The sequence below is a fragment of the Prodigiosinella confusarubida genome (assembly GCF_002847015.1).
In the GTDB taxonomy this organism is placed as follows: domain Bacteria; phylum Pseudomonadota; class Gammaproteobacteria; order Enterobacterales; family Enterobacteriaceae; genus Prodigiosinella; species Prodigiosinella aquatilis.
Window position 1 is genome coordinate 2,370,044 of record NZ_CP025085.1, and the last position, 13,963, is coordinate 2,384,006.

At 43.2% G+C, this 13,963-nt stretch carries 12 protein-coding genes; 6 read left to right on the plus strand and 6 right to left on the minus strand.

Annotated elements, in window-relative coordinates; genetic code table 11:
- Positions 1 to 71: 71 nt before the first annotated feature.
- Together fepB and CWC46_RS10880 are read right to left on the minus strand one after the other, a co-directional pair.
- A complete protein-coding gene (gene fepB / locus CWC46_RS10875; protein ID WP_021016557.1) occupies positions 72 to 1,100 on the minus strand; it encodes a Fe2+-enterobactin ABC transporter substrate-binding protein in 1,029 nt (342 codons plus the stop codon).
- Positions 1,101 to 1,130: 30 nt separating this feature from the next.
- Positions 1,131 to 2,603 carry an AMP nucleosidase gene (locus CWC46_RS10880; protein WP_021016556.1) on the minus strand — a complete coding sequence of 491 codons (1,473 nt, stop codon included), beginning with the start codon at positions 2,601 to 2,603 and terminating at the stop codon, positions 1,131 to 1,133.
- Positions 2,604 to 3,205: 602 nt separating this feature from the next.
- On the opposite strand from CWC46_RS10880, the gene licT reads away from it, so the two are divergent.
- The 3 genes from licT to CWC46_RS10895 all read left to right on the plus strand — a co-directional run bounded on the left by licT (position 3,206) and on the right by CWC46_RS10895 (position 7,595).
- Positions 3,206 to 4,033, plus strand: coding sequence for a BglG family transcription antiterminator LicT (gene licT / locus CWC46_RS10885; RefSeq protein ID WP_021016555.1), 828 nt, complete (start codon positions 3,206 to 3,208; stop codon positions 4,031 to 4,033).
- 167 nt (positions 4,034 to 4,200) lie between these two features.
- Positions 4,201 to 6,096, plus strand: a complete 1,896-nt coding sequence (locus tag CWC46_RS10890; RefSeq protein ID WP_021016554.1) for a beta-glucoside-specific PTS transporter subunit IIABC — start codon at positions 4,201 to 4,203, stop codon at positions 6,094 to 6,096.
- A 26-nt stretch (positions 6,097 to 6,122) separates the two neighbouring features.
- The gene (locus CWC46_RS10895; RefSeq protein WP_021016553.1) at positions 6,123 to 7,595 is read left to right on the plus strand and encodes a glycoside hydrolase family 1 protein; all 1,473 of its coding nucleotides are present in this window, start codon (positions 6,123 to 6,125) and stop codon (positions 7,593 to 7,595) included.
- A gap of 157 nt (positions 7,596 to 7,752) precedes the next feature.
- Here CWC46_RS10895 and CWC46_RS10900 read toward each other — a convergent pair whose 3' ends face one another.
- The 4 genes from CWC46_RS10900 to CWC46_RS10915 all read right to left on the minus strand — a co-directional run bounded on the left by CWC46_RS10900 (position 7,753) and on the right by CWC46_RS10915 (position 10,374).
- Positions 7,753 to 8,652, minus strand: coding sequence for a DMT family transporter (locus CWC46_RS10900; protein ID WP_021016552.1), 900 nt, complete (start codon positions 8,650 to 8,652; stop codon positions 7,753 to 7,755).
- A gap of 5 nt (positions 8,653 to 8,657) precedes the next feature.
- Positions 8,658 to 8,885, minus strand: a complete 228-nt coding sequence (locus CWC46_RS10905; protein WP_084297645.1) for a 2OG-Fe(II) oxygenase family protein — start codon at positions 8,883 to 8,885, stop codon at positions 8,658 to 8,660.
- A complete protein-coding gene (locus CWC46_RS10910; RefSeq protein WP_021016551.1) occupies positions 8,876 to 9,343 on the minus strand; it encodes a GNAT family N-acetyltransferase in 468 nt (155 codons plus the stop codon). Before CWC46_RS10910 ends, CWC46_RS10905 begins: the two co-directional genes overlap by 10 nt.
- Positions 9,344 to 9,582: 239 nt before the next feature.
- Positions 9,583 to 10,374 carry a sulfite exporter TauE/SafE family protein gene (locus tag CWC46_RS10915; protein ID WP_021016550.1) on the minus strand — a complete coding sequence of 264 codons (792 nt, stop codon included), beginning with the start codon at positions 10,372 to 10,374 and terminating at the stop codon, positions 9,583 to 9,585.
- 105 nt (positions 10,375 to 10,479) lie between these two features.
- Here CWC46_RS10915 and CWC46_RS10920 point away from each other — a divergent pair, with 105 nt between their 5' ends.
- The 3 genes from CWC46_RS10920 (at position 10,480) to ada (ending at position 13,959) form a co-directional block, all read left to right on the plus strand.
- Positions 10,480 to 11,865 (plus strand): aminotransferase-like domain-containing protein, encoded by a 1,386-nt coding sequence (locus tag CWC46_RS10920; protein WP_021016549.1) that lies wholly within the window; start codon positions 10,480 to 10,482, stop codon positions 11,863 to 11,865.
- A gap of 167 nt (positions 11,866 to 12,032) precedes the next feature.
- Positions 12,033 to 12,644, plus strand: a complete 612-nt coding sequence (locus CWC46_RS10925; RefSeq protein WP_021016548.1) for a DNA-3-methyladenine glycosylase family protein — start codon at positions 12,033 to 12,035, stop codon at positions 12,642 to 12,644.
- A 223-nt stretch (positions 12,645 to 12,867) separates the two neighbouring features.
- A complete protein-coding gene (gene ada / locus CWC46_RS10930) occupies positions 12,868 to 13,959 on the plus strand; it encodes a bifunctional DNA-binding transcriptional regulator/O6-methylguanine-DNA methyltransferase Ada (protein ID WP_021016547.1) in 1,092 nt (363 codons plus the stop codon).
- Positions 13,960 to 13,963: the final 4 nt, after the last annotated feature.

Genomic DNA, 13,963 nt, shown 5'->3' on the forward strand with positions numbered 1-13,963 from the left:
AAAAAGAGCAATAAACACCGGTTCTATCTGATGCCTGCCGTGAGTCGACCGGCATCACTCGCTGCGTGCGGTTATGGTTTTTTGAAATGCTGTTCAATGTGATTGAGCATATCGCTGGCACTATAGTAATCCAGGCGGAACGTATCCAGCCCCATTGCCCATACCCGATGCTGCGCTACTGACTCCAGATGGTTGAGAAATGGGTTGGCATTTAGCTTGCTGACCGTGCTGTCATCGGCGGCAAAAAGCAGCAGACTTTTGCCGTTCAGACTGTCGGCCGTGTTTTCACCGGATATTTGCACGATATCCTGGCGTTTCCCCTGTTTGGTTTCGGTTTTTATGCCAGCGGGCAGAGTACTCAGCGTGAAGCCCAGTTCTGTCAGTAACTGGCCTTGTGCGGAAGCCGCCGTCCAGAGGTTTATACCGCGGCCATCCTCATAATACACCAGTGCGGAAACTGGCTGTGGTGGCAGGGTAATCATCCTTTTTACCGTCTGAACCCGTTGTTCAAACCGGGTAATAATACGCAGGGCATCGGCATCATGGCCGGTGGCCTCACCCAATTGTTGCGCCAGTTGCTGCCAGCTTTTATTGCCATAATCAATGACTAATGTCGGGGCAATCGCCGACAGTTGTTTATACAGTTTTAACGCGGAATCACCGCCGGTGGCAGCAATCACAATCAGATCTGGCGCAGCCGCGGCAATGGCTTCTGCGTTCGGCTCGGTAATGTAAAGCGGTTTCACGCCACGGGCAGTGGCTTCCTTGCTCCATTGAGTAAAGAATCCCTGGCTGTCGGAAACGGCGGTATTGGGACTGGTTGCGCCGGAAGCGATCAGCGGCGCGTTAATCGCCAGCAGCGTACCGCTGATCGTCACACTGGTTGATACGATGCGCTGTGGCGGATGCTGTAATGTCAACGGCCCTTTAAGGGTTTCAATAGTCCGGGGCCAACCGACCTGATGCATTTGCGCTGTTGCATGAGGTGGAGGAGGGGGCAATGCCTCTTTATCGTCGCAGCCACTCAGCAGGACGTTTGCCAGAATACTGACAATAATTGCCTGTATCCAGTGTGTCATCGTCGGTACTTTGTGTTGCATGTCGTTTTTATTCCCTTTTAAATCAGTTTGTTAACGAAATGGCGGCTCATTAAAGGTGCGCAGTTTGCGTGAATGCAGGCGATCACCTTCTGCCCGAAGCAGTTCAATGGCGCAGATGCCAATCTGTAGATGTTCTGAAATCGCGCCTTCGTAGAAACGGTTGGCTTGGCCAGGCAGTTTGATTTCACCATGCAGTGGTTTGTCGGAAACACACAGTAGTGTGCCATACGGTACTCGGAAACGATAACCTTGGGCGGCAATTGTGGCACTTTCCATATCGACGGCGACAGCGCGGCTTAGGTTGAAACGCAGGGCAGAGGCTGAATATCGCAGTTCCCAGTTACGATCATCGGTGGTGACAACCGTACCGGTGCGCAGCCGTTGCTTCACTTCTTCACCGGGCATACCGCTGACGGTTTTGGTGGCGTCATACAGTGCGCGCTGTACTTCGGCGATGCTCGGAATCGGAATATCCGGCGGCAGTACTGAATCCAGTACATGGTCGTCACGCAGATAAGCGTGAGCCAGAACGTAGTCGCCGATGGTCTGGCTTTCGCGCAGGCCGCCACAATGGCCGATCATCAGCCAGGCATGTGGACGCAGTACCGCGAGGTGATCGCAGATGGTCTTGGCGTTGGATGGGCCGACGCCAATATTGATCAGTGTGATTCCCCGGCCACCGGGTGCGATCAGGTGGTAGCCCGGCATTTGATGATTTTTCCAGGTGAGGTCTGAAACGACCTGTTCCGGGTGGGTGACGTCAGGGGTGATATATGACCCGCCAGCACAGGAAAGCGCTTCATATGGGCTGTTCGGATCGGCAATTTGCTCACAACTCCAACGAACAAACTCATCGACATAGCGGGTGTAATTGGTAAAAAGGACGAAGGGCTGGAAATGTTCCGCCGGGGTTCCGGTGTAATGCCGTAGCCGGGCCAGCGAGAAATCGGCCCGTAGCGCGTCGAAGTGCGATAGTGGAAAGCGCGTGATGGTCTGCGTGGTGGTTTGAAATATTCCGTCGGCGGTTTCATCGCCGATTTGCGCCAGCTCGGTGGTTGGAAAATGCTGCGCAATTCCGGCACTCATCGACCGGTTAAGGACCAGATTCGAGCCGTCAATCACATAAGGGAAGGGGATTTCCTGTTGTGACGGACCGACATCAATAATGGCCGAATACTCTCCTGCCAGTATGGTGAGCTGGTCTGCCAGATAACGGCGGAACAACGCGGGTCGGGTGATGGTAGTAGTGTAGTGACCGGGATGAGTAAAACGACCATAGGCCCGGGTTTTGGAGTGGTTGGTGGAAGTGCCGTCCCAACTGATACGTAGCTCGGGATAAACGAATAACCCGTTGGCGCGCGCCTTCACGTCAGGCAATGTATTATCCTTGATGAAATCGCTGATGGCGTCGCGCAAGGCGCAAACCGCGCTGTTGTACAACGCTTCCAGTTTATCAAGCGCCTGTTCGACGGTGAGGGTCGTGCCGGATTCGTTGCTATGCATGCTTATTCCTTTCTGCTCCCGATTTTTCACCGGATAGTAACACTACTGCGGTTAATTTAGCGTTTTGTCAGAGGTGAGATCAATTTATCTTTTTGATTTTATTTGAATAAAATTAACCGATAGGGATAGTATAAGCCAAATAACCGTTCTGGGTCACAGTCGACGTCATTTGCGTTTTGCTGGTATTTGTGGAAATAGCGCTATATGGATTGATTAAACTGAATATTTGGTTTTGCGTGGCGTATTTTGATTTGCATGATAGTTCTCTGCCGATTTCCTGTTACTGATCTACTTAAGGCACGATTTATCAATACGAACATCTTGAGTTATTTCATGGTAATTATTGGTATAAATCACCAATAAGCATCATCTAAATCCGAGAGCCAACTCGAAAAAATCTTATTATTAAACCAATTTACAAAACCACCGACAGTTTGAGACTCGTATCACAATAATAGTGCGAGTATCTATAAATGCGCTTGATCATTTCTTAGATTAACTATATAACTTGCATCAAGAAATGGATTGTTACTGTTACAAAACAGGCAAAACCTAAAAGAAGACTCTTTCTTTTAAGTTTTGCCTTTTTTTTGGGCCAAATTATGAAAATCAGTAAAGTGCTAAACAACAACGTAGTGATCTCATTTGATGATAATGGCAAAGAGTGCATTGTTACTGGGAAAGGCGTTGGTTTTCATAAAAAACCTGAAGATATCATTGATGTTAACTGTATCAAAAAAATATTTCGCCTTGATGATGAACAAGATATAACGTTGAACGATGGATACTTTAACAGTGTATCTGATGAATTATTTAATATAGTTATTGATATAGTTAAACAAGCGAATAATCGGTTAGATAGGAAGCTACATAAAAGTGTTTATGCCGCTTTAATTGACCACCTTAATTTTGCATTAGAAAGAGCCAAACAGGGCGTATTTGTTAAAAGCATGCTCCTTTGGGATGTCAAACATTTATATAAAGACGAATTCAACATAGGATTGGCAGCAGTTCAAAATATTAAAAACAACATGGGAATTGAGTTACCAGAGGACGAAGCTGCATTCATTGCGCTGCATTTATTGGGGGCGCAAAAAAATGGCGAAGTTCCAGATATTAAAAACATAGCAAAAATAATTCAAGATATTTTAAATATTGTTAAATATCATTTTAAAATTGAATATGATGAAGAGTCTATAAATTTTCAAAGATTTGTTACGCATCTGAAGTATTTCGCACATCGATTAATTAATGGTTCTTATGTTGCCGGTGAGAATGGCTCACTGTACGATGTGGTAATAACAGAATATAGCCTGGCATATGAATGTGCAAAAAAAGTTAATAAATGCATTACATACGAGTATAACCGTTCTTTAACTGATGATGAAATGATGTTTCTTACAATACATATAGAACGAGTGAGAAACTAGTTGCATAGGTTTGTGACTGGCTAATGATTAATGATTTTTATTGTACCATCGTTTGAAATTTTTAAAATACACAAAAACAAATCATACCCCATAGATGTATGTGTACGTATGTACACGACTATTTTATGGATATATTAATGTTAGAGCAAAACTAATTAGGCATACCTATGAGTGACTTTAACGTGCTCTCAAAGAAAATTGTTGAGCTTGTCGGTGGAAAAAATAACGTATTATCGTTAACCCATTGTATTACCCGCTTAAGATTTTCACTAAAGGACGCTACAAAGTTCAACAAGAAGGCGTTGGATAATTTAGATGGTGTTATTCTGGCTATTGAAAGCAATGGTCAATACCAAGTGGTAATTGGTGATCATGTTAGCTCTGTATATAAAATTATTACTACTGATCTAGGCGTTCATGGTAGCGCACCGATATCTGGAGAAGATGCGAGTTCAGCTACTGAAGTAAAAGGTCATTTTCTGGCGCGGCTGTTCAACACAATGTCATCAATTTTTGTTCCTGTCGTTCCAGCGTTGACTGGCGCAGGAATGTTAAAAGCGTTGTTAGTTATTCTTACTACTTATCACTTCCTGGCAATTGATAGCAGTTCATATAAAATACTCGCAGCGGCAAGTAATAGCGTATTTTATTTCTTGCCAATAATGCTGGCTTTTTCGAGTGCTAAAACATTTAATGCACATCCATTTGTTGCCGCAGGCATTGTTGGGGCACTACTTGAACCAAATTTCACCGGATTGTTAGTAAATCAAGGTGATGTTACTTACTTCTTGGGAATTCCGGTTGTGTTGATGAAATATATGTCTACCGTAATTCCTGCCATTTTGTCGATTTGGGTCTATTCACATCTGGAACGATTGATGAAACGGTTTGTACACCACAGTATTGAGATGGTTATCATTCCAATGCTTGGTTTACTGATCATGGTTCCGCTTATTGCTATTGCGATTGGGCCTCTCGGTGTATTTCTGGGTAATGGTATTGCTAACTCAATTGCTTTTCTGACCGCTCGTAGTGGTTTGTTGACCGGCGCTATTATTGGTGGTGGTTGGACATTATTGGTCATGTTTGGTCTGCACTGGGGGATCGTCCCTGCCATGCTGAATAACATCGCCTTACATGGTTTTGACACCATCAAACCTGCTACGGCGACCGCTACATTCTCACAAGCTGGTGCTGCATTTGGTGTCTTCCTGAAAAGTAAGAACAAAAAAACCAAAACATTTGCACTATCTACAATGGTGCCGGCTTTGCTTGCTGGGGTTACTGAGCCAATCGTATACGGTATTTCAGTTAAATATAAACGCCCAATGATTGCAGCCCTTATTTCAGCAACAGTAGCTGGGGCATTTGTCGGTGCAATGCATACAACAGTAATGGCATACGTGTTCCCATCATTATTGACACTCCCTGCTTTTATGACATCAACATTTTTGTTCTACACGATTGGTATTTTCAGTGCGTTCATTATGAGTGCTGGGCTGACTTATCTCCTCGGATTTGAAGAACACATTGAAGATGATGGATTTGAGGAAAAAGCTGATGAAGACACGTTGGTTACCTCTTCAAATGGTCAATCTTTACCAGCGACACTGCTAGCTGCTCCACTGAAAGGTGACATCATCGCTTTAACTGATGTGAAAGACCCTGTGTTTGCCAGTGAATCGATTGGTAAAGGTATCGCTATCGTACCGACAGAGGGGAAAGTCTACGCTCCGCTGAACGGTGTTGTGACCACATTATTTCAAACTAAACATGCGGTAGGTATTACATCTGATAACGGCATTGAAGTACTGATCCATGTTGGTATCAACACAGTCAAATTGAACGGTGAACTTTTTGAAGCCCATATTAAGCAGGGCGACTGGATCAACACGGGGGATCTACTAATTACTTTTGACCTCGATGAGCTGAAGAAACGTGGTTTCGACGTAACAACACCAGTAATTATTGCTAATACTGAAGAGTGCGATCAGATCATGAACACTAACCGTCAGCATGTAGATCAAACTAATACATTAATGACTGTATCCTTGCGCGTATAGAAATAGTTTTTTAGGAGGTAACTAAAATGTTTGAGAAGAAAATTGAAGGATATCCAGACGGTTTTCTGTGGGGGGGGGCTGTAGCAGCGAATCAAGTCGAAGGTGCCTGGAATGTCGGTGGTAAAGGATTATCAACAGCTGATATGGCCATCAACAAAAAGAATTTAAAACCTGAAGAGTATGAAAAGCACTATACAATCACTGAAGAACAGATCAGTGAAGCAATGGCTGCGACTGATGCAACGAACTATCCAAAACGTCGTGGCATAGACTTCTACCATCGTTATAAAGAAGACATCACACTATTTGCTGAAATGAATTTTAAAGTATTGCGTGTATCTATCGCATGGACGCGTATTTTCCCTAAAGGCGATGAAAATACACCAAACGAAGAAGGTTTGAAGTTTTACGATGATCTGTTTGATGAGTTGGTTAAAAATGGCATAGAACCGTTGGTGACACTATCTCATTACGAAATGCCAATGCATCTGGTAAATCACTACGCTGGTTGGAAAGATCGCCAGACAGTAGACTTCTTTGTGAAATTTGCGGTCACGGTCTTTGAGCGTTATCAGCGTAAAGTAAAATATTGGCTAACGTTTAATGAAATTGATAGCATTATCCGCCATCCTTTTACAACCAGCGGTATTGTTCCTTGTCGTTATTCTGCTGATGAAATTGAGCATGTAATTTACCAATCCCTTCACCATCAATTTGTTGCCAGTGCTTTAGCTGTTAAACATTGTCATCAAATCCGCCCTGATGCAAAAATTGGTTGTATGTTGACTCGTCTATTAACATATCCAGAAAGTTGTGCACCAGAAGATGTATTACTGGCCCAACAAGAAAACCAATTAAACTATTTCTTTACTGATGTACAGATCCGAGGCCATTATCCTAAGTTCATGCAACGTCGTTTTGAACAAAAAGGTATCAAGATTGATATGCAGCAGGGTGATGAAGAAATATTGCAGCAACACACTGTGGATTTTTTATCATTCAGTTATTACATGTCCCTCGTAACCAGTATCAATGCAGATAAAATGGATAAGGTGGGTGGAAATATTGCAGGTGGCGTTAAGAACCCTTATCTGCAAACCACAGAATGGGATTGGCAGATCGATCCGATTGGCTTACGAATTGCGATGAATGACATGTATGATCGTTATCAAATCCCACTATTTGTAGTCGAAAATGGTATGGGGGCTGTGGATAAAATTGATGAAAATAATCAGATTAACGATGATTATCGTATCGAATTCTTTAAATCTCATTTAACACAGATGAAGGAAGCGATTAAAGATGGTGTTGAGGTGATGGGATATACTTCCTGGGGGCCTATTGATTTAATTAGTGCATCAACATCAGAAATGGCAAAACGCTACGGTTTCATCTATGTTGATCAGGACAATGATGGTAACGGTACACTGGCGCGTTATCGCAAGAAAAGCTTCTACTGGTATCAACATGTGATTGAAACTAACGGTTCTGAACTTTAAACGAATAGTTACGATTAGACGCAGATCTGAACGTAACCGATCGGTTATCTTTCTCTTCCCTGGTTAAAGAAAATCCATCGCTGAGTTCGAATTCATGAAAGACGGCGATGGATGAACGATAATCAAATGAATTAAAAAACCCACAAGACGAAATTTTTCATCTTGCTTCTCTCAGTTTCATTATGAAGGGTTTTAAAAAATTAACTAAGACTGCACTTGTTAAAATTAAAATGAAGCCTACAATTTGTCGGATTGATGGTATCTCATTTAAAAATGATGAGGCTATTATTACCGTAATTACAGGGGACAACAAAGTAGCATAGCTTGCATACTCAGCACTTTCATTCTGAATGAGATAAAACCATATGTAATAAGCTACAGCATTACCCACAATACCTAAATAAAGAACCGACATTAAACAACGAGGGTCAACAAATGCTTTTGATATTGGTTGTAGTAACTCACCGCTCTGAAAAAAAGGATATGTTGCACATACCAATATAGTCGACATCAGCATTTGCCAGAACAGCCTGGCTTTAAATGGGATAGTCGAGACTATCTTTTGTGATATGATTGCCCCAACCGCCCAGAAAATTGCACTACATAATATTACCGCTTCACCCAACCCAAACTTCACTTCCTTCAAAATGAACATTATTCCCGACAGGCATAAAACAAGAGAGAAAAGAGATATGATGTTTACCTTACCAGATATCGCCATAAGAATAAGTGAAGTAAAGCAGGGCATTGTATAGACAAGAATGGTTGCATTAGTCACTGATATATAGTGTAAAGCGATACTATTTAAGGTTGGGACAAGAAAGACATTTGGAACAGCAATTATGAATATTCTTATAAATGCTGACCTATCGATCATTTTAAAACTTGAAATAATGGTTTTATTAAAAAAAATGAAAATAACCAAACATGACATAAGTGAACCTGCAACCCTAAATGCATAAGGTCCTATTATATCAATGGCGATTTTAGAAACGGGAAAAGACGTTCCCCATATCAAAGCCATAAAAAATGTTAACCACAAGCTCCTTATAGCCATCTAATCTATGCCTTTCCGTATCTTGCTATCACAGACATTCTTTTATTTTTCTGGTTGACATTAATCATCGATACTAAATGAGGAATCTGAGTTTGAGATGTATCAAACAAAAAAAGTTCACCAAATGTTGGAGTAAGCGTATCTATAACTTTCTTTCTGTTGTGATCGAGGATGTGAGTAAGGCCACCATAATTATGATCCCAATCTTCAGTTATATTAAGAGCTATGCCAATACATCGATTTTAAGTTGATACATAATAAAATCGCTGGCCGAGCCTGTATATTTATCGTAGAAACTCCTACCGCGATAATTATAGTTTTGTGTCAACCATCTAAGTACCGGCCAATTGCGCTCCTCAGAGATTTCTTTTAGTTTCTCAAAAATTTTATCCGCTATTCCCAAACCTCTAAATTTCGGGTTAATAAAAAGATCATCTAAAAATCCCATGTCTTTACCTGAAAGACTGCGAGGGCAAGCTCTAAAATGTGCCAATCCAACATGGCAACCCTCTGAGGTTACTGCTAATAACCCCTCTAATGGATGTGAAGGATCTAATAACCATTGCCATACGGTTTCCTTAATCTCCGAGGACACTGATACTTTGTAAAAATCAGCATATCCTTGGAACAGCTCAAACCAAGCCTTCTTATCACTAGAATCAAGACCTCTTACCGTTATTCCGGAGCTCATTTATAAACCTCACTTAGATTTTCATGTTGGGACTATGCATCATAGGGAAATACACCTTATAGTATAGGATAGATTTGTATCTAAATACATATACTTAATACTAATGTGTGAACTGGATTTGTCGTGAACAAGAAAAAGTGGCCACAGTTTTAGTATCATTCTTTCCATTGGTTTTTCCAAACCCTGATGAAGTTCCTGTATCTAATGCAACTTTCCGAGTATTCATGACTTCACCTCACTTAATATAAATACTTAACGCATAAACTTATAAACAGACAAAGTATGGAGAAAATCAATACAGACTTAACTAAATTTCCCCCCTTTTTTACAGCCATATTGCTGCCAACATGATTGCCAAATACGTTACTAATAACAAGTGGCAGCGCCAGTGTGTAAATAATTTTCCCGGCAATAACAAATGCAACTAAAGCACCCGCATTCGAGGCCAGATTAAATATTTTAGTATTGGCTGATGCCTGAATAAGATTTAACTTTAACAGGTAATGAAAGGCGATGATGAACATGCTGCCGGCGCCAGGGCCAAAGAAACCATCATAAAACCCAACAACAAAACAGGTGATTGATGTTTTAATATAGAATTGTACATTTTGTTCTACCTTTTTATCACCGATAATGTTTTTGTCTTTTGGTATAAGGAATAATATAATTCCTGCGGGAATCAGTAGTAAAAGCAGTTTAGCTACCCACTTTGGGTCTATCAGCAATATGCTATGAGCTCCAGCGTATGCACCAATAAGTGAAAATGGAATACCAATGCCAATGACACCCCAAACCATTTTATGGTCTTTTAAAAAGTTTCTAATTGCAGCTAATGTTCCAAAAGTGCTGACTATTTTTTCTTGCCCAAGAGCCACTTGAGGTGGCATGCCCACAAGTAGAAAACCAGGCACAAGGAATAAACCACCACCGCCGGCAATGCTGTCTACAAACCCGGCGCAGAATGCAATAAGGCATAGTAGTAGTAATGCAAAATACCCGTATTCTTGCCAAAATAGGCCTAATAATTCCATTATATTTTCCCCACTCAAGTCGTGGGACTCAATTTAATTGTTCCTGTATGATGTTTGTATACACAGTTCTATAGAACATTTTCTATAACAGTTCATCGAGCTAACATGAAAGAACTACCCCAGTATGTAAAAATAGCGCAGTTTTTATGTACACCCATTGATAGTGGAACCTTAAAACCGGGAGATAAGCTCCCGTCAATAAGACAAATAGCGCGAGAGCATAAAGTAAGTACGATGACTGCATTACAGGCGATCCGCTTACTTGAAACGAAAGGAAAAATTACTGCTTATCCTCGATCAGGCTATTTTGTCGCAGAAATATTACTTACTGAAAATAAAGAAAAAATTGATTTTTTACCCCTAACGACAGACGAAGATCTCCATCTGTCATTAGTGGGAACCCCTTGTCGGATCAGGTTGGATCTCGCCAATGCCTCAACTGAGCTATATCCGACGGATAAACTAAGCATCATCATGCGGCAGTTGATCTATAAAACACCTGCGTTGCTCGGTGCGCCAGTAAATGGAATGGGATATGAACCCCTCAGGCACCAGATAGCACGCAAAGCATTAGATTATGGTTGTGCTCTTGATATCGATGAAATCATTGTAACCAATGGTTGTATTGAAGCGCTTTCACTGGCGATCAGGGCGACAACTAAACCAGGCGATACCGTTGTCGTCGAGTCACCAACCTATTTCGTTATACTGCAAATGCTACAGAAACTCGGGCGGACTGTTATAGAAATACCAACGACAGAAAGTGGTTTAGATCTAGAACAGTTAGAGAAAGCTATCAATATGCTCAATATTAGAGCAATTATTACCATCCCAAATGCAAATAACCCGATGGGAAGTACGCCGGATGAGCATGCTAAAAAACGCTTGGTTACTCTGGCTGAAAATAATGACATCATCATTATTGAAGACGATATATACGGTGATCTTTGCTACGCTAATAATCGTCCCAAGCCTCTACGTGCTATAAGTAGCAATGTGATCTTGTGTAGTGGGTTTTCCAAAACATTGTCACCAGGCTTTAGGATTGGTTGGGTTGCGGCAGGAAGACATACATCAACATTGTCAGCCATAAAATATACCACAACCATGGGGACAGCCATCTATCCTCAAGCCACCATTGCTGAGTTTCTAAGGTCGGGTAGTTACGATATTCATATAAAAAAATTACGAAAAGCGTTGTCTGTTCAAATAAAACATATACGAGATACTATCACTCAGTATTTCCCTCCAGGTACCACAGTCACTGATCCCAAAGGGGGATTTGTACTATGGGTCACGCTTCCTGAACATACAATAAACACCCGTGAATTATTGAAAAGGGCACGGTTAGAAGGTATCGGAATAGCGCCCGGGGCCATTTTTGCATCGGATAATCGTTTCGATCATGCATTTAGATTGAATGCGGGTTTTGGCTGGAATACGGAAGTGAAAAACGCAATTATCACGTTAGCCGAACTGGTTTGTAATTAAATAGCTTCTGTCGATAGCGGCAGAAGCTATATTGCCGAATAAATTACTCATTGTATCTGGCGGGAATTACTTATAACGAATAGATGATATAAATAAAAATTTTTAATGAGACAATTGACGATGTAGCCAGTATGTATATCCATTGAGCATAGACATCAGGAGCGTTCATGACTTTTTTTATTTATGGTGATACCGAAACTGACTGGTTAAGCAAGCGTGATAAACGAATGGCGGAGGCTATCGCGCGGTTCGGTGTTATTCGCCGTCCGTCCATGCCGGATTTATTCAGCGCACTGGTGACCTATATTGTTGAACAACAGATATCAGTTGCGGCTGCCAGAACGGTGAATCAGCGATTATTAACATTGTGCGATGGCGCATTAACCCCTGAAAGCGTGTACAACCTCAGCCCGGAGGATATTCAGGCATGTGGTATGACCATGAAAAAGGCCCATTACATTCTGGGGGTAGCGCAATCTGCTGTCAGCGGGGCAGTGGATCTGTCGGCGGTTCAGCATATGGATGATCAGGCGGTGATAAAAACCCTGACCACGCTGAACGGTGTCGGCGTCTGGACTGTCGAAATGCTATTGATTTTTTCACTGCGCCGGCCTGATGTGTTGAGCTGGGGGGATCTGGCCATTCAGCGAGGCATGATGCGACTGTATCATCATAAAAAACTGTCCCGGGAGCAATTTGAGCGTTATCGGCGTCGCTACTCCCCCTACGGAACCACTGCGTCGTTCTATCTGTGGGAAATGGCGAAAGAGATACCATAAGAAAACATGGCGGCACGGTAAAACGTTTTCAATAATAAGTGTCGGAATGACGCGCCATCATTCGGCGTTATCGTGGGTAAAATTAAAAAGCAAATAACGGAGTTTATTGTCGTTAGGTGACGGGCATAATCGCCACTATGCGGCCTGATCCGGCTCGTCATTGGCTGGCGATGATGACGATGGCTCCGGTAAATCGGGTATTGATTGTGCACAGGAGAATAGAATGATGAGTGATAACGCATCGTCGCCCGAACCTTGGGAAACGGATGACGCCCGTTGGCAGGCGGTGGTTGAGCGAAACAGTGCGGCTGACGGCAGTTTCGTGTTCGGTGTCACGACGACCGGCGTATATTGTTCGCCATCCGGTGCGGCCCGACTGCCAAAACGCGAAAACGTGGTGTTTTTTGATTCAGATGCCGCGGCAGAAAAGGCTGGTTTTCGCCCTAGCCGACGGTATAAGAGGGGGCAGCCGCCGCTAGATGCCGTTCATGCCGCTAAAATAACCCAGGCGTGTCGCTATATAGCGCAGACCGACGGTGCGGTAAAACTGGCCGACATAGCGACGCATGTCGGTATGAGTGCATTTCATTTTCATCGATTATTCAAAGCGGTCACCGGTTTGACGCCCAGGGCTTTCGCCAGTGCGCATCGAGGCCAGCGTTTGCGTGAAGCATTGGGTAAAACCGGCCGTGTGACGGACGCGATTTTTGATGCGGGGTTTAACACCACTAGCCGATGCTATGAGCAATCCGACGCCATACTGGGCATGTCGCCCAAAACCTGGCAGTCAGGCGGCAAAGGGATGCGTATCTGGTTTGCGGTCGGCGTCTGTTCATTGGGAGATATACTAGTCGCGCAGAGCGAAAAGGGGATTTGCGCCATTCTGTTGGGTGACGAGGCCGAAACGCTGGTTTGTGACTTGCAAGATCAGTTTCCACAGGCCGAATTGATCGGTGGCGATGATGATTTCGAGCAGGTTATCGCCCAGGTGGTGGGGTTTATTGAAGCGCCGGGACGTAATCTGGCTTTGCCGCTGGATATTCGTGGTACCGCTTTTCAATTACGAGTCTGGCAGGCGCTGAAGGATATTCCGCCGGGGACCACCGTGAGTTATAGCGACATCGCCCAGCGCATTGGTTCACCCAAAGCCGTGCGGGCTGTCGCCAGCGCCTGTGCCAACAACCGACTGGCGGTGGCGATCCCATGTCATCGTGTGGTAAGGCGTGATGGTGCTCTGGCGGGATATCGCTGGGGGGTGGAGCGCAAACGCGCGCTGTTGGATAAAGAAGCCCGCGAATTTGTATTATTGCGCTGATGGC